Below are 21,720 nucleotides of genomic sequence, written 5' to 3'. Positions count from 1 at the left end.
CGGCGCTGCGTCGGGGTGACAACGTGTATGAGGTGCCCGCAGACGGGCAGGGTGCGTCAGCGCCGCCGGCGCTTGATCAGGTCGCGTGCCAGCACGCCGACCACGATCAGATTGATTGCCAGCACGCCCCAGGCAGTCCAGCCGGGATGGCGGACGATGGCGTAGATATCGAAAGGCAGATAGATGGCCGCCGACAGGCAGCCCAGCAGCGACGCCCAGGCCTTGGCACGCCACAGACCCCAGGCTTCCACGACGTGCAGCAGGCCGTAGGCCAGCATTGCGGCTGCGGCCAGATGGACGGCGTCGGGGCTGATGGTCTTGAGCAACGACGGCAGTGCGCCGTGGTCGGGATCCAGATTGAAGCGGCGGATCAGCGTGCTGACCGCGTTCTGCAGCGGGAGCGGGCCCAGAATTTCCAGGCCCGTCGCCGCCAACAGCGCAAGCGCCCCCTTGACCGTCTCCAGCAAGGCGATCACATGCAGTCCCGGATGCGCGCGCGGATCCGGGCTGTAGGGCGTGTTGCGCACGATGATGGACCGGTCGTGCTTAGCCGGAACGGCCAGCGCGCTTGCGGTCGCTTTCGGTGAGGAACTTCTTGCGCAGGCGGATTTCCTTCGGGGTGACTTCGACCAGCTCGTCGTCCTCGATGAAGTCCAGCGCCTGTTCCAGCGTGTACTTGATCGCCGGGGTCAGCTTGATCGCATCGTCCTTGCCCGAGGCGCGCATGTTGGTCAGCGGCTTGGTCTTGATCGCATTGACGGTCAGATCGTTGTCCTTGGAGTGGATGCCGATCAGCTGACCTTCGTACACGTTGTCGCCTTCTGCAGCGAACAGGCGGCCACGCTCTTCCAACGGCCCCAGCGCATAGGCGGGGGTGGCGCCGGCGGCATTGGCGATCATCACACCGTTCTGGCGCTTGGCGATGGCGCCCTGTTCCTTCGGACCGTAATGGTCAAACACGTGGAACAGCAGGCCCGAGCCCTGGGTCAGGGTGCGGAACTCGTTCTGGAAGCCGATCAGGCCACGCGCCGGGATCATGTAATCCAGGCGCACGCGGCCCTTGCCGTCCGGCTCCATGTTCTTCAGCTGGCCCTTGCGGGTGCCCAGCTTTTCCATCACGCCGCCCTGGTGCTGTTCTTCGATGTCCACCACGAGCTGTTCGATCGGCTCCATCTGCTTGCCGTCGATCTCCTTGATGATCACTTCCGGACGCGACACGGCCAGCTCGTAGCCTTCACGACGCATGTTCTCGATCAGCACCGACAGATGCAGCTCGCCACGGCCGGAGACCAGGAACTTGTCGGCGTCGGAGCCTTCCTCGACCTTCAGTGCCACGTTGTGCACCTTCTCGCGGTCCAGACGGTCGCGCAGCTGGCGGCTGGTCAGGAACTTGCCGCCGGACAGGTCCTTGTTGCCGGCGAACGGCGAGTTGTTGACCTGGAAGGTCATCGAGATGGTGGGCTCGTCCACGGTCAGCGCCGGCAACGCTTCCGGCGCGTCGAGCGCGCACACGGTGTCGGAAATGGTCAGCTCGGCCACGCCGGAGATGGCGACGATGTCGCCGGCCTCGGCGGTGTCCTGCTCGATGCGCTCCAGGCCCAAAAAGCCCAGCACCTGCAGCACCTTGCCCTGGCGCTTCTTGCCTTCGCGGTCGATCACGCTGACCGGCATGTTCTTCTTCAGCACGCCGCGCTGGATGCGGCCAATGCCGATCACGCCGACGAAGTTGTTGTAGTCCAGCTGGCTGATGCGCATCTGGAACGGGCCGTCCGGATCCACGTCCGGTGCCGACACGTGCTGCATGATCGCTTCGTACAGCGGGGTCATGTCGCCGTCGCGCACGCTCGAATCCAGGCTGGCGTAGCCGTTCAGGGCCGAGGTGTAGACGATCGGGAAGTCCAGCTGCTCATCGGTGGCGCCGAGCTTGTCGAACAGGTCGAACACCTGGTCGATCACCCAGTCCGGGCGTGCGCCGGGACGGTCGATCTTGTTGACCACCACGATCGGCTTGAAGCCCATCGCAAACGCCTTCTGGGTCACGAAGCGGGTCTGCGGCATCGGGCCGTCCATCGCGTCGACCAGGATCAGCACCGAGTCCACCATCGACAGCACGCGCTCGACCTCGCCACCGAAGTCGGCGTGTCCCGGGGTGTCGACGATGTTGATGCGGTTGCCGTTCCAGGTGATGGCCGTGTTCTTGGCCAGGATCGTGATGCCACGCTCCTTTTCCTGGTCGTTGCTGTCCATCACGCGCTCAGCCAGCACGGTGCGCTCGGACAGGGTGCCGGACTGCTTCAGCAGGCAGTCGACGAGGGTGGTCTTGCCGTGGTCGACGTGCGCGACGATGGCGATATTGCGGAGTTTTTCGATAGACATGCGGAAAGGGCCCCTGTCTGGCGCCAGTCTTGAGATGAGGTAAGCCCGACATTATAGCGGTTTCGTTGCCGTGCCGTTGCGTTCGGCCGTCGAGCGGTCCAAAACGCCCATTCAGCTTGCCGTGAGACCCCCGACGATGGTCCAACCTGCACGGTCGCCTGCACGGCCGGGTGTATTCTAATGGGCTGTCATACACCCTGAAACCTGCAAGGATTTCCATGTCCCTGATCGCCCATTTCGACACCACCCGCGGCCCGATCGTGGTCGAGCTGTTCGCCGACAAGGCCCCGCTGACCGTCGCCAACTTCGTCAACCTGGTCCAGCGCGGCTTCTACGACGGCCTGAGCTTCCACCGCGTCATCGCCGACTTCATGATCCAGGGCGGCTGCCCGGAAGGTTCCGGCCGCGGCGGCCCGGGCTACCGGTTCGAGGATGAAGCCAACAACGGCGTCGGCCACGAGCGTGGCGTGCTGTCCATGGCCAATGCCGGCCCCAACACCAACGGCAGCCAGTTCTTCATCACCCACACCGCCACCCCGTGGCTGGACGGCAAGCACACCGTGTTCGGCAAGGTCACCCAGGGCCTGGACGTGGTCGATGCCGTCGCCCAGGGCGATGTGATCAACAAGGTGACGATCGAAGGCGATACCGACGCCGTGCTGGCCGCCAAGGCCGACCGCGTCGCGGAGTGGAACAAGATCCTCGCCGCCTGACGGCTTTTCCCGAACGGCCGCCGTGTGCGGCCGTTCGTCTGTCACTGCGCGCCGCCAGGCCTCGCGCCACGCCAGCGTGCACCTCCACCCATGTTTTTTAGCAGAGGAAACTCCCCATGAAAGCACCTGTTCGTGTTGCCGTGACCGGCGCTGCCGGCCAGATCGGCTATGCCCTGCTGTTCCGCATCGCCTCCGGCGAAATGCTGGGCAAGGATCAGCCGGTGATCCTGCAATTGCTGGAACTGTCCAATGAAAAGGCCCAGGCCGCGCTCAAGGGCGTGATCATGGAGCTGGAAGACTGCGCATTCCCGTTGCTGGCCGGTGTGGTCGGCACCGACGACGCCGAAGTGGCGTTCAAGGACATCGATGTCGCCCTGCTGGTCGGTGCGCGCCCGCGCGGCCCGGGCATGGAGCGCAAGGACCTGCTGCTGGAGAACGCCAAGATCTTCACCGCGCAGGGCGCGGCGTTGAACAAGGTGGCCAAGCGTGACGTCAAGGTGCTGGTGGTCGGCAACCCGGCCAACACCAATGCCTACATCGCAATGAAGTCGGCGCCGGATCTGAACCCGAAGAACTTCACCGCCATGCTGCGTCTGGACCACAACCGTGCGCTCAGCCAGCTGTCGCAGAAGCTCGGCAAGCCGGTCGGCGGCATCGAGAAGCTGGTGGTGTGGGGCAACCACAGCCCGACCATGTATCCGGACTACCGTTTCGCCACCGCCGATGGTGCGTCCATCGGTGATGCGATCAACGACCAGGAATGGAATGCGTCCACCTTCATTCCGACCGTTGGCAAGCGCGGCGCGGCGATCATCGAAGCGCGCGGCCTGTCCTCGGCAGCGTCGGCCGCCAATGCCGCCATCGATCACGTGCGTGACTGGGTGCTGGGCAGCAATGGCAAGTGGGTGACGATGGGCGTGCCGTCCGACGGCTCCTACGGCATTCCGGAAGGCGTGATCTTCGGCTTCCCGGTCACCACCGAAAACGGCGAGTACACCCTGGTCAAGGATCTGCCGATCGACGACTTCAGCCAGAAGTACATCGACAAGACCCTGGCCGAGCTGGAAGAAGAGCGCAGCGGCGTGTCGCATCTGCTGGGCTGAGTTTCCCGGCTTGGCAGTACATGAAGAACGCCGGGCACTGCCCGGCGTTTTTTTATGCGTCGCTTCCGTGATGCGTTGCGTTACATGCGCCGGTCGGTGGCGCGGGAAGCGCGCCATCACGCCCATCGATCCTGCAAGGCCGATGCGATACGCGTTGCCGCCGCATCGATCACATCACGCGGTACGCTCGGCTCAGGCCAGGCCTTCGGCCTTTAGCGCGGCCTGCACATCGGCATCGTCGAGCATGCGCTGCACGAAAGCAGCCACGGCGCTTAGCCCGCTCAGGTCCACGCCCGCCTTCTGCGCCCATCGCAGCGTCACGAACAGATACGCATCGGCGCCGGTGTGGGTGTCGCCGGCCAGCCAGTTGCGCCCCTGCAGATGCGCGTCGACACGTTCGTACAGGGCGCGCAGCTTGTTGCGTGCGTCGTCATGGCTGCGCGCAATCAGCGCCTCGGCCTGCAGATAGGCGGTGCTGCCGAAAATCGGCTTGAAGGTCGGATGCACATCGGCATTGGCGAAGGCGATCCAGCGATTGATTTCCGCACGGCTGCGCGCGCTGCCATCGCCGGACAGCCCGGTGAGCGGTGCGACGTCGGCGATGTAGTTCAGAATGGCCGCGTTCTGCGTCAGCGCCCAGTCGTCGACGACCAGCAACGGCACCGCACCGGCTGGATTGAGGCGCAGATACCCGGGCGACTTCATCGTGGCGGCGTCGACCACTTCCAGCTCGAAGGGCAGCCCCGACCAACGCAGCACGATGTGATCTGCCAGCGAACACGCGCCCGGCTTGGTGTACAGCTTCATGAGAATTCCCGCACAAAGACGAAGACGCAAGCTTAGCGGCAACGCGTGAGTGCGTGGGTGACGTCAGGATGCGGTGCGCGGACGCAGCTTCTGCACGCGATAGAACGTGTGGTCGCCGATGGTGGCCACCTGGTATGCATTGCGCCAGCTCGGGCTGGCGATCGCGCTTGCGGCAAAGTGGCTGGCGCCCGGCACGATTTCCTTGCGCTGACCCACCGGTAGCGCCCAGTTGCGCTCTGCAGCCAGCGCCACATGCAGCGCCTTGTTCCAGGCATCGTCATTTTTCAGCTGCGTTCCCGGGGCCACGATGGTGGGCGCGAACTGCTTGCGCGCGGTGACCACCTGACACATCGAATCGCCCCACAAACCGCTGTCCAGACGACGCAACGCAACTTCCGCGACGGCTTGCTGGCCGCGCAAGGTCTGATCACGCGCTTCCAGGTACACGGTGGTGCTCAAGCACAACGAATCTGCAGCTGGCTGAGGCAACAATTGCGACAGCCAAAGTATCCAAACCAGTTTCATAGAACTCCTTGCTCCGTATGGGCCGATCCGCAGAGCATCCAAGGTGGATGCACCAGTACAGAGGGCTTGGCGTCATGGGGAGGCGGCCTGCCACGGGTCGCCCGGTCTCCGGCGAAACAAGGATCTACCGGAGGTGCCCACCAAATGCGGTGGGTCAAAAAGTTGGCGCAAGGTAGGCGTCGATCACAGAATCGCGGCTGAATAGGCGGGGTTGACGCGTGTGAGTGCTTGCTACATCTACCGCTTGGCTCGAGCACGACAGCGCGCTGAATCCGTCGTGTGCGTCGCATCGTGGTGGCGACAGCGGATGTGGCAATCAACATCGGCGCAATGCGCATGCAGTGTTGCGCGTCTGCGCGTTGTTTGCGACACGCAACGCCTCATGTGCAGGCCACGCATGCAGTGCCGTCGGCATGGTGCGCTACACATCATCGTCACTGATGAATGTGCTTGTACGCCGGCGTCTTGCCGCAGCAGCGGTTGGACATCCACATGCGAACGCAGGGTGCAGGAAAGAACTGTCAGTGCGGATGCCGTGCTGCCGGGATCATGCATCGTGCGCTTGCGCTTGCGCATGCAGCGTACAACCCTGTGTTGCAGTCCCTAGAGCCAGAGGAGGCGGTAGCGTGTTCGATGCGAATTGATGGGGGTGGGTATCCGCGACGCGTCATGACAGCTATTGCTGTCGCATCGCATCCCCAGGTCGCTCGCCACGCCTGCACCTGCATCACGCAAGGATGCGCTGCAGTGGCAGCACTCAGAGATGCCGCCGAAATCGCCAGACCCCGTCGCACGATTTCTTGACGGTGGCAGCGGCGCATCGTCGTTGACGACATTGCGATTGCATCGTGCGCTTACTGCCGCCTTGCGTACGCGCACTGTTTATTTCCAGAAGAACTAGGCACGTTGAACCACGCGCATCAAGTTCGACTTGATGAAAAAAAAGAACCTGCAGAACCTGCAGAACCTACAGAACCTGCAAGCGTGCAGACGTGCATGGCGATCGCCGAAGCACGTGATTGCGGTCGGCACAGCACCTTGCGCGTACGCGTTACGTCGTTGTGGCCTGATCGAGATTTCATGCCTGACTCGTTGGCAGCACCGTTGCAACAGGTCTGCGTTTTTCAGACATCGCCAACGCGCTGCCGATCCAGGCGATCAGCATGCATGACACGCCGCAGAGTATCGGCCCCAGGGCCATCGCCCACGCCAGCTGCGCAGCGTGCCCATGCGGATAGCCGGAGACGTTCAGCAGCAGTCCGATCACGCCACTGCCGGCCGCCAGTGCGAGTTGGGCTGTCGCAGTGAGTGCGGCACAGGCGCGGGCCTGCCGTGCGGGGCCATGGCGCGAGGCGAGTTCTGCGTGGCGCGCCCAGACCCATTGCCCGGCGCTTCCCGCCGCCACACCCATGCCGAAGGCCAGGCCGGCATCCAGCACGCAGTGTCGAGCCATGGCGATGGCAAAGATCAATCCCAGCCCGGACAGTGCAACTCCACTCAGGCCCAATCGACGCAGCGCCACGGTCGGCCAACGCGCTGCCAAGGGCTGTATGCAGACGCTGCCCAACGCGTACGCAATCAACACCGCGCTGCCCCATCCGGCCGAGCCGATGCGCGATTGCGCCAGATACGGCGCCAATTTGGTGAACGTCGGCAACGCCAACGCCAGTGCTGCGATGACCGCCACGGGCAGCAACTGATTGCGCTGCCACTCCGACGTGGCTGGCGGTAACGGAGCGGCGGCAACTGCGTGCGCGTAAGGCTGCAGCGTGTTGCGTAACCACCATGCCGACAGCAGTGCGATGCTGCTGACCAGCGCGACGACCATCAACGCTGTCGATGCGCCGGCATATGCCCCAGCCTTCAGCACCAGGCCGATCGCTGCGCTGACCGATAGCGCGGCCAGACCGCTGCCGATCAGGCGCAGCGCACTGACGCCGCGCGCACCGCGCCAGGGCCAGTGGCCCAACCCCAACAAGGTGTTCTGTGCCACGTCGCCGATCGCATAGGCCGCGCGGAAGGGCAGGCTGAGCAGCAACACGCTGATCAGCCTGGCACCGGCAGGAAGCGCTGGCGTCACGAACACCAGTGCCAGGGCGAGGGCTGCCAACGCAATGCCACGCCATTGCGAACGCCCGGCCCAGGCCAGGCTGGCGTGGGCACTCCAGCGTCGCGCGGCGACCATGCCCATCACTGCACTGATCACCAATCCGCCGGCGACCGACGCGCCAGCCGCCACCGCGCTCAATCCAACGTATTCGGTCAACGCAAAAATCAGCAGCAACTCGCCGGTGTACCACAGCAGGCTTTTGCCGAAATGCGCCGCAACATAGGCCCGCAATGCTGCCGGCGGCAGCATGTGGGGCGGTGCAGTCAGGGTGGAGCGCATCGCCGGTTTATAGCCGAGCTGCACGACAGGAAAAAGAATCTACCGGTGCCGCGCCAATCAGAGGCGCTTGTACCGTCTGGCGCGATCGCCAACGGCGTCGGAGTCCACCCCGATACGCGCATCCGACCTCGCTAGAGAACCCTGAGGCGGCATCTGACGCACAGACCGGTCATCGCCCTGCCGCTGCCACCCGCAGCGGTGACGGTGCGCCCATCCGGCGCACACCCGCGCTCGTACACATGTTCGAGTGGCGCCGTGAGCAGGCCGCCGTGGCCTTTCAGCGCGCTGCCAAACGCGCGTTACAGGGTCGCCGCCAAGCGGCAGGCCTGATTGATCGCACGCTTGGCATCCAGTTCGGCGGCAACATCCGCGCCGCCGATCAGATGCGGTTGCCGGCCATCCGCCTGCAGCGCGGCAAGCAGGTCGCGGCGTGGTTCCTGCCCGGCGCAGACCACCACCGTGCCGACATCGAGCAGTTGCTCGTTACCTTCCACGCGGATCCGCAGGCCGGCGTCGTCCACACCCAGATACTCCACACCGCCGAGCATCTTGACGCCCTTGGCCTTGAGCGTGGCACGGTGGATCCAGCCGGTGGTCTTGCCCAGGCGCGCGCCGGGTTTGCCGGGGCTGCGCTGCAGCAGCCAGACCTGGCGGGCGTGGGGCTCGGGCTGCGGCTTGGCCAATGCGCCGGGGGTCTCGAAGCTGGGGTCCACGCCCCATTCGGCCATCCAGCGCGCCGGGTCCAGCGACGGCGATTGCCCTGTGTGCACGAGAAATTCGCCCACATCGAAGCCGATCCCGCCGGCCCCGATGATCGCGACTTTCTCGGCAGCCACATGACGGCCCAGCACCACGTCCAGATAGCTCACGACCATCGGGTGATCGGCGCCGGGGAAATCCACCTTGCGCGGCTCGATGCCGGTGGCCAGCACGATCTCGTCGAAGTCCTTCAGATCGGCCGCTTGCACGCGGGTATTCAGATGCAACTGCACCCCGGTCGCGTCGATGCGGTGACCGAAGTAACGCAGCGTCTCGGTGAATTCTTCCTTGCCCGGGATGCGCCTGGCGACGTTGAATTGCCCACCGATTGCATCGCCTGCATCGAACAGGGTGACGCGGTGGCCGCGCTCGGCCGCCACCGTGGCGCAGGCCAGACCGGCCGGGCCGGCACCCACCACCGCAATGCGCTTGGGGTCAGGGGTCGGTGCGTAGATCAGTTCGGTTTCGTGCGCTGCGCGTGGGTTGACCAGGCAACTCGCCAGCTTGTTGTCGAACACATGATCCAGGCAGGCCTGGTTGCAGGCGATGCAGGTATTGATGGCCTGCGACTGGCCGGCGCGGGCCTTGTTGGCCCACTGCGGATCGGCCAGCAGCGGGCGCGCCAGCGACACCATGTCGGCCGCGCCGTCGGCGAGGATGCGTTCGGCTACCTCCGGCATGTTGATGCGGTTGGTCGCCACCACCGGGATGTGCAAGTGCGGCCTGAGCTTGGCGGTCACGCCGGCAAACGCCGCACGTGGGACCGACGTGGCAATGGTCGGAATGCGTGCCTCGTGCCAGCCGATGCCGGAATTGATGATGGTCGCGCCTGCCGCTTCGATCGCCTGCGCCTGGGTCAGGATGTCCTGCCACTGGTTGCCGCCGTCGACCAGGTCCACCAGCGACAGCCGGTAGATGATGATGAAGTCCGGCCCGCAGGCGTCGCGGATGCGTTGCACGATCTCCACCGCAAAGCGCATGCGTTTCACCGCATCGCCACCCCAGGCATCGCTGCGCTGGTTGGTGCGCGCAGCGGTGAATTCGTTGATCAGGTAGCCTTCCGATCCCATCACCTCCACGCCGTCGTAGCCGGCGTCGCGCGCCAGCCGCGCCGCACGCGCGTAGGCTGCGATCTGCCGATCCACCGCACGTGCCGAGAGCGCGCGTGGAGTGAACGGGTTGATCGGCGCCTTGAGCCGGGACGGGGCCACCGACAGCGGGTGATAGGCGTAGCGCCCCGCGTGCAGCAGCTGCAGGCAGATCTTGGCGCCGTGTGCATGCACCGCCTGGGTGACCTGACGATGCGGGCGCACCTCCCACGGCCACGACAGCTTGCCGCCGAACGGCTTGAGCCAGCCCACCACGTTCGGCGAAAACCCGCCGGTGACGATCAACCCGACACCGCCGGCGGCACGCTCGGCGAAATACGCGGCCAATCTGGGGAAATCGCGCGCACGGTCTTCCAGGCCGGTGTGCATCGAGCCCATCAGCACGCGGTTGCGCAGTTGCGTGAAACCCAGATCGAGCGGTGTGAACAGGTGCGGATAGGGCGAGACGGACGGGCCGGTGGCGGGCGACATGGTGTGGATACGCTGGCGTACGGAGTGCGCACGATGCCGGCAAACGGGCGTGGCGGCAAGTCCTGACGCGCACAGCGGGTGCAGTCGGCCGCCTGGGGCAGGGGCAGGACAGGGCGGGTGGCGTCCGCAGCAGGCCGCGTACCCGTTGGCAGCGCGGCACGTCCCTGGTGCGATCCCGCTTGCTGGATGAGACCGTCTGGGAGGCCTGGCGGTCGATCCGGCTTGCCGGCTTCCCGATCAACGGCCCCTGATCGGCAGCCGCATCCGACGCGTCACGCGGGTCGCCATGGCCGCAATGGCGACTCTCTATAGAGCAAGGTCGATCCATCCGCGTGTTGCTGCGGAACAGATTGCCTTGCGCGCACTGCTACTCACATGGCTGCGAGTGCGCAGATGCCACAGCTGCAACGCTGCCTGCGATCCGGATGCCGGTCCCGCATTGCTGCTGATTCACCTGCGCGCGCCGTGGCCCTGCCGCCTTCTAATGTGCAAGCCAACCGGCCCGCGCACCACGCAACAGCCGAACTCAAGCGCGCAGGCCGATCACCAACCCGCCAGCACCAGCTTGCCGATCGTGCTGCCGCTTTCCAGGCGCCGATGCGCCTCGCGCAAGTGCTGCGCATTGATCGGCGACAGCGTTTCGGTGTGGGTGGTACGCAACTCGCCCGCATCGATCAGGCTGGCGGCGCGGTTGAGGATGCGGTGTTGCTCGACCATGTCCTCGGTTGCGTAGCGGGCGCGGGTGAACATCAGTTCCCAGTGGATGCCGATGCACTTGGCCTTGTAGGGATCGCCGATCGACAGCGGGCCGCGCGGCTCCACGATCAGGCCCACATGCCCCTGCGGCGCCAGGATCTCGCCCAGCTGCTGCCAGTAGCGATCGGTGTCGGCCAGGTTGAGGGCGGCGTCCACGCTCTGCATTCCCAGCGCCTGCAACTGCGTTAGCAGCGGCTGGTGATGGTCGATCACATGCTGGGCGCCCATCTGCCGCGTCCATTCGATGGTCTCCGGCCGCGAGGCGGTGGCGATCACGCTGAAGCCGGCATGCCGCGCCAGCTGGATCGCGATCGAGCCCACGCCGCCCGCGCCACCGATGATCAGCAGGTGCTTGCCGCGATTGCGGGCGCCGTCGAAAGAGAACGGCATGCGCTGGAACAGCAGCTCCCATGCGGTCAAGGTGGTCAGCGGCAGAGCCGCGGCCTGGGCGAAGCTGAGCGAGGTGGGCTTGCAGCCGGCGATGCGCGCATCGACCAGCTGATATTGCGCATTGCTGCCCGGTCGCCCGATGTCGCCCGCGTAATACACTTCGTCGCCGACTGCGAACGCGGTGACATCGGGCCCCACCGCTTCGACCACGCCGGCCGCGTCGTAGCCCAGGATCTTCGGCGCATCCAGTGTCTGCGGCTTGGGCGCGCGCACCTTGGTGTCGACCGGATTGACCGAGATCGCCTCGACACGCACCAATAAGTCATACCCCGACGGGGCTGACGGGGCTGGAAGTTCCATGTCAAGCAATGCGGCGGGATCGTCGATCGGCAGGTGACGGGTGATGACGACAGCTTTCATCGGGTCGCTCCAGGTGGGGAGTTCAGGGTGCGTTGTGTCGCCGTCGCGCCGCAACCACCGACCCGACAATTCAGCTCGGACGGGGCCTGGCGTTCACCAATGTGGTTGACGCATCAGTGCGCAGCGGGCCGGAAGGCTGGATCCGCCAGCGTATTCAACTGGCTTAATTGGGCTGCGGTTCATGCAGCCGGGATGTGCAAACTGCGTGCGCGGTCCTTCCCTTCATGAAACTGTATACGTAGTATTGAAAGGGATCGCCGGCCCTGGTGATTGCTTTCACATGTTATATGACCGTTAACGCGATCTTCACTGAAGCCGGCTTAATCTGCGCCCCGATGGCTCTGGATGTGACGAGCATCTTTACCAAGAACAACGCCTCTATCGGTTTTATCTCCCAAAGAAGGAGCTGTATACACATGAACAAGAAAATTCTCACTGCCGCGTTGCTCGGCGGTCTGGCGGTTGCCCAGGCTGCTTCCGCGCAGGAGTTCGATGACCGTTGGTACCTGACCGGTAGCGCTGGCTTCAACTTCCAGGACAGCGATCGTCTGACCAATGACGCCCCGTTCGTCACCCTGGGTCTGGGCAAGTTCGTTAGCCCGAACTGGTCGATCGACGGCGAGCTGAACTATCAGAACCCGAACTTCGATGCCAACCAGGACCAGAACTGGAGCCAGTACGGCATCTCGTTCGACCTGCGTCGCCACTTCATCCAGGAAGGCCGCGGCTGGAACCCCTACCTGCTGTTCGGTCTGGGCTACCAGCGTTCGGAAGAAGAGTTCGACGCGACCCCGAACCCGGTTTCGCCGGGCCAGCAGAAGGACGGCAACTTTGCCGCCAAGGCTGGTGTCGGTCTGCAGACCACCTTCGACAAGCGCGTCGCCGTGCGTGCCGAGTTGGCCTACCGCGCTGACTTCAACGACCAGAGCGTTGCTGCTCCGCAGGAAGACTGGTTCGGCGACGTGCTGGCTTCGGTCGGCGTCGTGATCCCGCTGGGACCGGCTCCGTCGACCGCTCCGCCGCCGGCTCCGGCTCCGGTTGCCCCGAGCTGCGCAGACCTGGATGACGACGGTGACGGCGTCAACAACTGCGACGACAAGTGCCCGGCTTCGCAGCCTGGCCAGACCATCGGTCCGGACGGTTGCCCGGTGCCTGTGTCGATCGACCTGAAGGGCGTGAACTTCGACTTCAACAAGTCGACCCTGCGTCCGGACGCCGTCTCGATCCTGAGCGAAGCGACCGAGATCCTGAAGCGTTACCCCGACCTGAAGGTCGAGGTTGCCGGTCACACCGACTCGAAGGGTACCGACGCGTACAACCAGAAGCTGTCCGAGCGTCGTGCGACCACCGTGTACGACTACCTGACCAAGAACGGCGTCGATGCGTCGCGTCTGGTTGGTCCGATCGGCTACGGCGAGAGCCGTCCGATTGCTCCGAACGCCAACCCGGATGGTTCCGACAATCCGGAAGGCCGTGCGAAGAACCGTCGTACCGAGCTGAACGTCCAGAACTAATTGGACCGCTAGCTGTTGCATACAAAACCCGGCCTTGCGCCGGGTTTTGTCTTTGTGGGAACCGGAAATCTGTACCCGGACAGTGCAAATCCTGTCTGCGTTGCCATCCAGGCACGCTTCCGGTTGAAACAGCGTTCATCGCTGCCTACACTCGCCGCGTCAACACCACACTCATACTGGAAGAACCCGATGCTGCGTACCGCTACGGCTGGATTGCTCTGTCTCGCCCTGATTCCCGCCGCCTACGCCGCTCCGAACTGTGCCGGCAGCACGGTGTCCCAGCCGTTGCCGTTGCCCGCCACCGTCATCGCGCCGGCGGCCGCCGAGTTCTACACCCGTAGCGTGCAGCTGGGCATGCCCACTGGCGTGCTGGCACAGCCGTACACCACCGAGCAGTCGGTGGACCGCGTGTTGCTGCGTCTGCGCGTGGAAGGCTGCCAGGACCTCGCCAAGGTCATTCCGCCCGGCGGCACCGTCAATCCGAACGATCCGGCCGCCTACAAGGCCACCACCGCATTCGACAACACGCCGTGGCGCTTTGACATGAGCCAGAACGGCAAGCGCATGACCGCCGAAGAATTCGACGCCTGGATGAAGGCGCGCGGCGTGCGCGTGGTCAAGGCGCGTCCGGTGGCTGCGCCGGCGCCGGCTGCTGCGGCAACCGCAACGCCCGCGGCCGACGCCAAGTCGGTCGAAAACAAGTAAGCAGCGCGGTCGGGACGGCATGACCCGGCGGCCTGCGCCGGCGACGTCCCGGCAGCGCACGCGTGGTCCGGCGGGCGCGTCACGCGCCTCCGGCATGACCACGGCGACCAGCGCGCCGCGCCACGGGCTGGCGCGCGTGCTGTCCAAACTGGGCGTGTGTTCGCGTACTGAAGCTGCGCGCTGGATCGCTGCAGGGCGGGTCAGCGTGGCGGCACGCGTGGTGCACGATCCCGAATATCCGGTCCGTGCCGACCAGCAGTCCAGCATCCGCATCGACGGACACCCGTTGTCCGGGCCGGCGCGCTGCTACCTGATGCTCAACAAGCCGCGCGGCGTGGTCACCACTGTGCGCGACGAGCAGGGCAGGGACACGGTGTATCGCTGCTTCGATGGCGCCGGCCTGCCGTGGATCGCCCCGGTCGGGCGATTGGACAAGGCCAGCGAAGGCATGCTGCTCTTCAGCAACGACCCGCAATGGGCAGCGGCCGTGACCGACCCGGCGACCGGGCCGGACAAGACCTATCACGTGCAGATCGATTGCCGCCCGAGCGCTGCGCAACTGGCGCAGCTGCAGGCCGGCGTGGTCGATCCCGACCCGGACGGCGAGGGCGTGCTGCTGCGCGCCAGGCGGGTCGGCGTGCTGCGCGAAGGCGAGCGCAATGCGTGGCTGGAGATCGTGCTGGACGAAGGTCGCAATCGGCAGATTCGCCGCTTGCTGGCGGCGGTGGAGATCGGCGTGCTGCGGTTGGTGCGGGTTGCAATCGGCTCGCTGGCGATGGGCGAGTTGGGCAAGGGGGCGTGGCGGATGCTCAGTCCGGAGGAAGTCAGCGCGCTGACGGCGGCTCCCGCCAACGCACCAGGCGCGCGCTGAGCAAGGCGCTGACCACCTCCACGGCGCGGGCGTCGCCGGCACCGTTGGCATCGTGGCGACGGCCCTTGGCGTGGTTGCAGCTGGCACAGGCCAGGGCGAGATTACGCGCTGCATTGGCATCGTCGTCGACCAGCGCGCATAGCGCTGCCGCCGCGCGACGGCCAAACCAGGCCTGCGGGACCACGTGTTCCAGCGTGGTGTGCCCGAGCGGTTCGCCATCGGCGCGCAGCTGCAGGCGCCGACGGCAATGCAGGCAACGGGTTTCCCAGTTGCCGTCCAGCAGCTGCGCCTGCGTATCGGTCTGCGCCGCCAGCAGCAGCCGTTGGCGCAGTACCGTGCGCATCAGTCCTTGATGACGTCGAGTTCGCGGCCGATCTTGATGAACGCGTCGATCGCCTGATCCAGCTGCGCGCGGGTATGCGCGGCACTGATCTGGGTGCGGATGCGCGCCTGCCCCTTGGGCACCACCGGGAAGAAGAAGCCGATTGCGTAGATGCCTTCTTCCAGCAGGCGCTCGGCGAACTTCTGCGCCAGCGGTGCGTCGTAGAGCATCACCGGGCTGATCGGATGCACGCCGGGCTTGAGGTCGAAGCCGGCGGCGGTCATGCGCTCGCGGAAATAGCGGGTGTTGTCGACCAGTTGCGTGCGCAGCTCGCCGGCGGCTTCCAGCATCTCGAAGGCCTTGATGCCGGCGGCCACCACATGCGGCGGCAACGAGTTGGAGAACAGATACGGGCGCGAGCGCTGGCGCAGCAGTTCGATGACTTCGCGCCTGGCGGTGGTGAAGCCGCCCAACGCACCGCCCATCGCCTTGCCCAGCGTGCCGGTGATGATGTCGATCCGGTCCAGCACGCCCTTGACCTCGGCCGAGCCGCGGCCGGTGGCGCCAAGAAAGCCGGTGGCATGGCATTCGTCGATATGCACCAGCGCGTTGTATTTGCGGGCGAGGGCGGTGATCTCGTCGAGCGGGGCGATGAAGCCGTCCATCGAGAACACGCCGTCGCTGGTGATCAGCTTGGTCTTGCAGCCAGCCGCATCGGCGGCCTGCAGCTGCGCTTCCAGATCGGCCATGTCGCAATTGGCGTAGCGGAAGCGCTTGGCCTTGCACAGGCGCACGCCGTCGATGATGGAAGCGTGGTTGAGCGCATCGGAGATGATCGCGTCGGCTTCGCCGAGCAGCGGTTCGAACAGGCCACCGTTGGCATCGAAACAGGCGGCGTAGAGGATGGTGTCCTCGGTACCGAAAAAGTCGGCGATGGTGCGCTCGAGCTGCTTGTGCAGATCCTGGGTGCCGCAGATGAAGCGCACCGAGGCCATGCCGAAACCGTGCGTGTCCAGCGCGTCCTTGGCGGCCTGGATGATGTCCGGGTGGTCGGCCAGACCCAGATAGTTGTTGGCGCAGAAGTTGAGTACGCTGCGGCCATCGGCCAGGGTGATCCGGGCCGACTGCGGGCCGGTGATGATGCGCTCGGACTTGAACAAGCCCTGGGCCTGGATGGTGTCCAGTTCGGCGGCGTAATGGGCGGTCAGCGCGGCGGGAGCGTTGGTCATGGCGATCGCAGTGGCAAGAGACGCATGATTTTAACGATCACGGTGGCATACCACTACGTCATGCAAAATCGGCATAAGGCGCGGCCTTGATGTCATTTCACCGCCTGCGTGCCGCTGCGCAGCATGGCATGCTTGCTGTTCAGCTGCGCCCCAACGGTTTGGAGATTGCTGTGACCCACCCCCGCTTCCGTCTTGTATCGACCGTGTTGTGCAGCCTGCTGGTCCTGGCCGGCCAGGCGGGCGCGCGCGACATCGGCTTGCTCAATGTCAGTTACGACCCCACCCGCGAGTTCTACCGCGACTACAACAGCGCCTTTGCCGCGCAGTGGAAGCAGCAGCATCCGCAGGACACCGTCACGGTGGAGACCTCGCACGGCGGCTCCGGCAAACAGGCGCGCGCGGTGATCGATGGCATCGAAGCCGACGTGGTGACGCTGGCACTGGCTTACGACGTCGACGCGATCGCCGAAAAGGCCAAGCTGATCGACAGCGACTGGGAGAAGCGCCTGCCCGACAACAGCGCGCCGTACACCTCGACGATCGTGTTCCTGGTGCGCAAGGGCAACCCGAAGAACATCCACGATTGGCCGGACCTGCTGCGCTCGGGCGTGGCGGTGGTGACGCCCAACCCCAAGACCTCCGGCGGCGCGCGCTGGAACTACCTGGCTGCCTGGGCATACGCCGACCACATCTTCAAGGGCGACCGCGAGCGCATCATGCGCTACATGCAGGCGTTGTTCCGCAACGTCCCGGTGCTCGATACCGGCGCGCGCGGCGCCACCACCACGTTCGTGCAGCGTGGCATCGGCGATGTGCTGCTGGCCTGGGAAAACGAGGCACTGCTGGCGCGCGAGGAGCTGGGCAAGGACAAGTTCGAGATCGTGGTGCCGAAGCTGTCGATCCTGGCCGAGCCGTCGGTGGCGCTGGTCGACAAGAACGTCGACAAGCACGGCACCCGCGATGTGGCCGAGGCGTATCTACGCTACCTGTATGCGCCGGAAGGGCAGAAGCTGGCGGCCAAGCATTTCTATCGCCCACGCCACCCGGAATTTGCCGATCCCGCCGATCTGGCACGGTTCCCGGACATCAAGCTGGTGACCATCCAGGACGCGTTCGGGTCGTGGGACAAGGCGCAGCAGGAACACTTCGCCGACGGTGGCGTGTTCGACCAGATCCAGGCAAAAAAGTAGGCGATGCAGATGTCGGTTGCACCCCACCCAGCGCCGGCACCGCGCCGACGCGTCATGCCCGGGCTGGGCTTGAGTCTTGGAATCACGCTGACCTGGCTGGGACTGATCGTGCTGATCCCGCTGCTGGGCATCTTCATCAAGACCAGCGGATTGGGCTGGGACGGCCTGTGGCGGGTGTGGAGCGAGCCGCGCGTGCTGTCGGCGTTGCGGGTGAGCTTCGGCACCGCGTTTGCGGCCGGCGCCTTCAATGCGGTGATGGGCACCTGGGTGGCCTGGGTGTTTGTGCGCTACAACTTTCCGGGCAAGCGCCTGTTCGATGCGGTGATCGACCTGCCGTTCGCGTTGCCGACCGCGGTGGCCGGCATCGCGCTGACCGCCTTGTACGGCGGCAACGGCTGGGTCGGGCGCTGGCTGGAAGCGGTCGGCATCAAGGTGGCCTACACCCAGCTGGGCATCGTGCTGGCACTGGTGTTCGTGGGGTTGCCGTTCGTGGTGCGGGTGGTACAGCCGGTGCTGGCCGAGAGCGAGCGCGAACTGGAAGCGGCCGCCGCCACGTTGGGCGCATCGCGCTGGCAGACCGTGTGGCGGGTGGTGCTGCCGGGGCTCTGGCCGGCGGTCCTGACCGGGTTCGCGCTGGCATTCGCGCGCGGCGTGGGTGAGTACGGTTCGGTGATCTTCATCGCCGGCAACCTGCCCAATTCCACCGAGATCGCGCCGTTGCTGATCACCATCCGGCTGGAGGAATTCGACTACGCCGGCGCCACCGCCATTGCCGCGGCGATGCTGCTGCTGTCGTTCGTGATCCTGCTGGTGGTCAATACGCTGCAGGCACGCCTGCTGCGCTATCAACGGAGGACTGCATGAACGATGCTGTCTCGCCGCTGCCCGCCATGGTGCAGACCCGCCAGATGACCGAACAGGCGCGCCGGATCACCGACTCGGCCACCAACGAGCCGCGTTGGGTGCAGTGGCTGATGATTGTGGGTGCGCTGCTGTTCCTGCTGGCGTTTCTGCTGCTGCCGCTGGTGCTGGTGTTCGCCGAGGCGCTGCGCGGCGGCTGGGAGACCTTCCTGCGTGCGATCGTCGACCCGGATGCGCTGTCGGCGATCAAGCTGACCCTGATCGTCACTGCCATCGTGCTGCCGCTGAACCTGGTGTTCGGCGTGGCGGCAGCGTGGGCTGTCAGCAAGCACCGGTTCCCCGGCAAGCGCTTGCTGATCAGCCTGATCGACCTGCCGTTTTCGGTATCGCCGGTGGTGGCCGGCCTGATCTTCGTGCTGATCTTCGGCCGCAGCGGCTGGGCATGGCCGTTGATCGACGAAGGCTGGCGGCTGCAGCTGCCGTTTTTTGGCGAGTTGCTGGTCCAGTTGCCGCGCATCGTGTTTGCGCTGCCCGGCATCGTGCTGGCGACGACGTTTGTCACTTTCCCGTTCATCGCGCGCGAGCTGATGCCGCTGATGGAGCAGCAGGGCAGCGACGAGGAGCTGGCCGCACTGAGCCTGGGCGCGAATGGTTGGCAGATGTTCTGGCGGGTGACCCTGCCCAACATCCGCTGGGGCCTGATGTATGGCGTGTTGCTGTGCGCGGCGCGCGCGATGGGCGAGTTCGGTGCGGTGTCGGTGGTGTCCGGGCATATCCGCGGGCGCACCAACACGCTGCCCCTGCACGTGGAAATCCTCTACAACGAATACGCCTACAGCGCCGCGTTTGCGTGTGCCTCGTTGCTGGCATTGACTGCGCTGCTGACGCTGGCGCTGAAGACGTACCTGGAATGGCGGCACGGCGATTCGCTCGCCGCCAACCACCGACATTGAGGTGAACATGGGCATCCGCATCCACCGCCTGCGCAAGCAGTTCGACACGTTCACCGCGCTGGACGACATCACCCTGGACGTGCGTCAGGGTGAGTTGCTGGCCTTGCTGGGGCCGTCCGGCTCCGGCAAGACCACCTTGCTGCGGATCATGGCCGGGCTGGAGCATGCCGATGGCGGCCAGGTGCTGTTCGGCGACGAAGACGCCACCCGCATGAGCGTGCAGTCGCGCCGGGTCGGTTTCGTGTTCCAGCACTATGCACTGTTCAAGCATATGGACGTGTTCGAGAACATCGCCTTCGGCCTGCGGGTGCGGCGCGGCGCCGAGCGCTGGGCCGAAGCACGCATCCGCGCACGCGTGGAAGAGTTGCTGGCGCTGGTGCAGTTGCAGGGCCTCGAGCACCGCTATCCCACCCAGCTGTCCGGCGGCCAGCGGCAGCGCGTGGCGCTGGCGCGTGCACTGGCGATCGAGCCGCGCGTGTTGCTGCTGGACGAGCCCTTCGGTGCGCTGGATGCGCAGGTGCGCCGCGACCTGCGCCGCTGGCTGCGCGAGCTGCACGAGCGCACCGGCCTGACCACGGTGTTCGTCACCCACGACCAGGAAGAAGCGCTGGAGCTGGCCGACCGGGTGGCGATCCTCAATCGCGGCCGCATCGAGCAGCTCGACACGCCGGCGATGATCTACGACAAGCCGGCCTCGCCGTTCGTGTATTCGTTCGTGGGCGCGGTGAACCGCATTCCGGGAGTGCTGGCGCAAGGCCAGATCCAGGTCGCCGGGCATGCCTTGCCGGCAGCCAATGCCGCGTTGGCGGCCGGCCCGGTAGAAGTCTACGTGCGGCCGGAAGATCTGGTGCCGGACGATGCCGGCTGGCCGGCCACGGTGGCCTGGTCGCAGCGCAGCGGGGCGCGTCTGCGGCTGCGCGCCACGCTGGAGCCGGCAGGCAACGAGGTGGAAGTGGAGCTGCCGGCATCGGCGGGCAGCTTCCAGCCTGGGCAGCAGCTGCGGCTGGCAGCGCGGCATTACGGTGTGTTTCCGGTCTGATTTGGGCCGGGATTCGGGATTTCGGGATTGGGAATTGGGAATTCGCAAAAGCGAAGCGAATCCCTGCTAATCCCCAATCCCCAATCTCCAATCTCCACTCCCGGCCCATCAAGATTCCGCGCGGGCGGTCGATGAGACAGAACCCTGACCGGCGTCATCTGCTCTCAAGCTTGTGCGCCAGGTCAAGCGAGCGCGACTTGTCTGTTGCGCTGCAATGACGGTTGGACTAATAAGGCATGGCAGTCCCGCCTCGCGCAATCCGACCGCCCATCGCTCCAGGAGATGTCCATGAAGCCGTCCTCGCTCGCGTGTTGTCTGTCGTTGCTGCTGCTTGGTGTCGCGCCGTTGGCACAGGCGCAGGACGAAGAAGCCTCCGCTTCCCCCTTTAGCGGTACTTTTGCGGTGACCAGCGACTACCTGTTCCGCGGTATTTCGCAGACCAATGAGGAGCCCGCCTTCCAGGCCGGGCTCACCTACAAGACGCCGTTCGGCCTGTACATCGGCACCTGGACCTCCAACGTCGACTACGGTGCCGGCGACCCGGATTGGGAAGTGGATGGTTTTGTCGGCTACAACACCGACCTGGGCACCAACTTCAATTTCGATGTGATGGTCAATCGCTACCAGTATCTGGGAGCGGGCGCGTCCAATTACGCCGAGCTGATCACCAAGACCACGTTCCTGAAGACCTATAGCCTTACCGTTGCCTATACCAACGATCTCTATGGCACCAAGACCGATGGCTACTACTACGCGCTGGATGCCAACTGGTCGCTGCCACACGACTTCACCTTCGGCGCGCATGCGGGGCACAGCGTCTATACCTCCTCGCTGAGCCAGGTGGACCACGACTACAACGACTTTGGCGTGAATGTCGGCAAGGTGTTCGGTCCATTGGGTCTGAGCGTGGGCTATTACGACACCAGCGAAGCGGCGGAATTCGGCTTCGGGCGGCAGAATTCGCAGAACCATCTGGTGGCGACTGCGACAGTCACCTGGCCGTGAGGGCAATTGCCTGAACAGCGGTTTTGACGATCTGGCTATGTGGTGATGAGGCGGGAAGAGTCGATGCTCGGACTCCTAGGTGCCCTGAAGTTGAAAGACCCCAAGACTCAAATTGCGTTTGTCTTGTCTTTAAGTGATTGCAACGTGCGGATGGATCACTTGCAGATGCAGAGCCGCTGATCTGCTGCCTGGCTGCAGGGCCCTTGCCCGCCG

19 protein-coding genes are annotated in these 21,720 nt (G+C 65.2%); 10 read left to right on the top strand and 9 right to left on the bottom strand.

The features are described 5' to 3' along the window. Positions 1-56 precede the first annotated feature (56 nt). Both EO139_RS16155 and typA read right to left on the bottom strand, forming a co-directional pair. Positions 57-476, bottom strand: coding sequence for a DUF2127 domain-containing protein (locus tag EO139_RS16155; RefSeq protein ID WP_181116471.1), 420 nt, complete (start codon positions 474-476; stop codon positions 57-59). A gap of 70 nt (positions 477-546) precedes the next feature. Then, positions 547-2,376, bottom strand: coding sequence for a translational GTPase TypA (gene typA, locus EO139_RS16150; protein WP_104560414.1), 1,830 nt, complete (start codon positions 2,374-2,376; stop codon positions 547-549). A 218-nt stretch (positions 2,377-2,594) separates the two neighbouring features. On the opposite strand from typA, the gene EO139_RS16145 reads away from it, so the two are divergent. Together EO139_RS16145 and EO139_RS16140 are read left to right on the top strand one after the other, a co-directional pair. Then, on the top strand, positions 2,595-3,089 hold the full coding sequence (locus EO139_RS16145; protein WP_016904578.1) for a peptidylprolyl isomerase: 495 nt from the start codon (positions 2,595-2,597) through the stop codon (positions 3,087-3,089). Positions 3,090-3,205: 116 nt separating this feature from the next. Beyond that, complete coding sequence (locus tag EO139_RS16140) at positions 3,206-4,192, top strand: malate dehydrogenase (RefSeq protein ID WP_104582273.1); 987 nt, start codon at positions 3,206-3,208, stop codon at positions 4,190-4,192. A gap of 192 nt (positions 4,193-4,384) precedes the next feature. Here the strand turns inward: EO139_RS16140 and EO139_RS16135 are convergent, their stop codons facing one another. The 5 genes from EO139_RS16135 to EO139_RS16115 form a co-directional block, all read right to left on the bottom strand. Continuing rightward, on the bottom strand, positions 4,385-4,999 hold the full coding sequence (locus tag EO139_RS16135; protein WP_119129699.1) for a glutathione binding-like protein: 615 nt from the start codon (positions 4,997-4,999) through the stop codon (positions 4,385-4,387). 63 nt (positions 5,000-5,062) lie between these two features. After that, entirely contained in the window at positions 5,063-5,524 is a 462-nt protein-coding gene (locus tag EO139_RS16130; protein WP_104582275.1) for a cell wall hydrolase, read from the bottom strand. Positions 5,525-6,602: 1,078 nt separating this feature from the next. Next, on the bottom strand, positions 6,603-7,901 hold the full coding sequence (locus EO139_RS16125) for an MFS transporter (RefSeq protein WP_232087965.1): 1,299 nt from the start codon (positions 7,899-7,901) through the stop codon (positions 6,603-6,605). Between the two features lie 311 nt (positions 7,902-8,212). Continuing rightward, complete coding sequence (locus tag EO139_RS16120) at positions 8,213-10,252, bottom strand: NADPH-dependent 2,4-dienoyl-CoA reductase (RefSeq protein ID WP_126971448.1); 2,040 nt, start codon at positions 10,250-10,252, stop codon at positions 8,213-8,215. A 543-nt stretch (positions 10,253-10,795) separates the two neighbouring features. Further along, a complete protein-coding gene (locus tag EO139_RS16115; RefSeq protein WP_126971446.1) occupies positions 10,796-11,818 on the bottom strand; it encodes a zinc-binding alcohol dehydrogenase family protein in 1,023 nt (340 codons plus the stop codon). 416 nt (positions 11,819-12,234) lie between these two features. Here EO139_RS16115 and EO139_RS16105 point away from each other — a divergent pair, with 416 nt between their 5' ends. The 3 genes from EO139_RS16105 (at position 12,235) to EO139_RS16095 (ending at position 14,908) form a co-directional block, all read left to right on the top strand. Further along, positions 12,235-13,332 (top strand): OmpA family protein, encoded by a 1,098-nt coding sequence (locus EO139_RS16105; protein WP_104532906.1) that lies wholly within the window; start codon positions 12,235-12,237, stop codon positions 13,330-13,332. A 189-nt stretch (positions 13,333-13,521) separates the two neighbouring features. Then, a complete protein-coding gene (locus EO139_RS16100) occupies positions 13,522-14,037 on the top strand; it encodes a hypothetical protein (protein ID WP_024938551.1) in 516 nt (171 codons plus the stop codon). A 19-nt stretch (positions 14,038-14,056) separates the two neighbouring features. Beyond that, entirely contained in the window at positions 14,057-14,908 is an 852-nt protein-coding gene (locus EO139_RS16095; RefSeq protein WP_126971444.1) for a pseudouridine synthase, read from the top strand. Here the strand turns inward: EO139_RS16095 and EO139_RS16090 are convergent. Beyond that, complete coding sequence (locus tag EO139_RS16090; RefSeq protein WP_104649504.1) at positions 14,862-15,251, bottom strand: HNH endonuclease; 390 nt, start codon at positions 15,249-15,251, stop codon at positions 14,862-14,864. The two genes, EO139_RS16095 and EO139_RS16090, sit on opposite strands and share 47 nt — an antisense overlap. Then, positions 15,251-16,459, bottom strand: coding sequence for a glycine C-acetyltransferase (kbl, locus tag EO139_RS16085; RefSeq protein WP_119129704.1), 1,209 nt, complete (start codon positions 16,457-16,459; stop codon positions 15,251-15,253). The genes EO139_RS16090 and kbl overlap by 1 nt, the downstream gene beginning before the upstream one ends. Before the next feature lie 89 nt (positions 16,460-16,548). Between kbl and EO139_RS16080 the strand changes: the two genes are divergently transcribed. The 5 genes from EO139_RS16080 (at position 16,549) to EO139_RS16060 (ending at position 21,507) form a co-directional block, all read left to right on the top strand. Further along, complete coding sequence (locus tag EO139_RS16080; RefSeq protein WP_104649506.1) at positions 16,549-17,649, top strand: sulfate ABC transporter substrate-binding protein; 1,101 nt, start codon at positions 16,549-16,551, stop codon at positions 17,647-17,649. Positions 17,650-17,652: 3 nt separating this feature from the next. Then, complete coding sequence (gene cysT / locus EO139_RS16075; RefSeq protein WP_119129705.1) at positions 17,653-18,513, top strand: sulfate ABC transporter permease subunit CysT; 861 nt, start codon at positions 17,653-17,655, stop codon at positions 18,511-18,513. Next, positions 18,510-19,463: a sulfate ABC transporter permease subunit CysW gene (cysW, locus tag EO139_RS16070; protein WP_104582285.1), complete on the top strand. Its 954-nt coding sequence runs from the start codon at positions 18,510-18,512 to the stop codon at positions 19,461-19,463. Before cysT ends, cysW begins: the two co-directional genes overlap by 4 nt. 7 nt (positions 19,464-19,470) lie before the next feature. Next, entirely contained in the window at positions 19,471-20,502 is a 1,032-nt protein-coding gene (locus EO139_RS16065) for a sulfate/molybdate ABC transporter ATP-binding protein (RefSeq protein WP_119129749.1), read from the top strand. A 288-nt stretch (positions 20,503-20,790) separates the two neighbouring features. After that, positions 20,791-21,507: a TorF family putative porin gene (locus tag EO139_RS16060; protein WP_104649509.1), complete on the top strand. Its 717-nt coding sequence runs from the start codon at positions 20,791-20,793 to the stop codon at positions 21,505-21,507. Positions 21,508-21,720: the final 213 nt, after the last annotated feature.

Origin of the sequence: Xanthomonas sp. BRIP62411, assembly GCF_003993525.1 — a bacterium.
Taxonomy (GTDB): domain Bacteria; phylum Pseudomonadota; class Gammaproteobacteria; order Xanthomonadales; family Xanthomonadaceae; genus Xanthomonas; species Xanthomonas euroxanthea.
This window is presented reverse-complemented; position numbering and strand designations above follow the sequence as displayed.

Excerpts from the sequence above, each read along its gene's own strand:
- typA (WP_104560414.1), bottom strand. The coding sequence starts at position 2,376 with ATGTCTATCGAAAAACTCCGCAATATCGCCATCGTCGCGCACGTCGAC.
- EO139_RS16145 (WP_016904578.1), top strand. The coding sequence starts at position 2,595 with ATGTCCCTGATCGCCCATTTCGACACCACCCGCGGCCCGATCGTGGTC.
- EO139_RS16140 (WP_104582273.1), top strand. The coding sequence starts at position 3,206 with ATGAAAGCACCTGTTCGTGTTGCCGTGACCGGCGCTGCCGGCCAGATC.
- EO139_RS16135 (WP_119129699.1), bottom strand. The coding sequence starts at position 4,999 with ATGAAGCTGTACACCAAGCCGGGCGCGTGTTCGCTGGCAGATCACATC.
- EO139_RS16130 (WP_104582275.1), bottom strand. The coding sequence starts at position 5,524 with ATGAAACTGGTTTGGATACTTTGGCTGTCGCAATTGTTGCCTCAGCCA.
- EO139_RS16120 (WP_126971448.1), bottom strand. The coding sequence starts at position 10,252 with ATGTCGCCCGCCACCGGCCCGTCCGTCTCGCCCTATCCGCACCTGTTC.
- EO139_RS16115 (WP_126971446.1), bottom strand. The coding sequence starts at position 11,818 with ATGAAAGCTGTCGTCATCACCCGTCACCTGCCGATCGACGATCCCGCC.
- EO139_RS16105 (WP_104532906.1), top strand. The coding sequence starts at position 12,235 with ATGAACAAGAAAATTCTCACTGCCGCGTTGCTCGGCGGTCTGGCGGTT.
- EO139_RS16100 (WP_024938551.1), top strand. The coding sequence starts at position 13,522 with ATGCTGCGTACCGCTACGGCTGGATTGCTCTGTCTCGCCCTGATTCCC.
- EO139_RS16095 (WP_126971444.1), top strand. The coding sequence starts at position 14,057 with ATGACCCGGCGGCCTGCGCCGGCGACGTCCCGGCAGCGCACGCGTGGT.
- EO139_RS16090 (WP_104649504.1), bottom strand. The coding sequence starts at position 15,251 with ATGCGCACGGTACTGCGCCAACGGCTGCTGCTGGCGGCGCAGACCGAT.
- kbl (WP_119129704.1), bottom strand. The coding sequence starts at position 16,459 with ATGACCAACGCTCCCGCCGCGCTGACCGCCCATTACGCCGCCGAACTG.
- EO139_RS16080 (WP_104649506.1), top strand. The coding sequence starts at position 16,549 with ATGTCATTTCACCGCCTGCGTGCCGCTGCGCAGCATGGCATGCTTGCT.
- cysT (WP_119129705.1), top strand. The coding sequence starts at position 17,653 with ATGCAGATGTCGGTTGCACCCCACCCAGCGCCGGCACCGCGCCGACGC.
- cysW (WP_104582285.1), top strand. The coding sequence starts at position 18,510 with ATGAACGATGCTGTCTCGCCGCTGCCCGCCATGGTGCAGACCCGCCAG.
- EO139_RS16065 (WP_119129749.1), top strand. The coding sequence starts at position 19,471 with ATGGGCATCCGCATCCACCGCCTGCGCAAGCAGTTCGACACGTTCACC.
- EO139_RS16060 (WP_104649509.1), top strand. The coding sequence starts at position 20,791 with ATGAAGCCGTCCTCGCTCGCGTGTTGTCTGTCGTTGCTGCTGCTTGGT.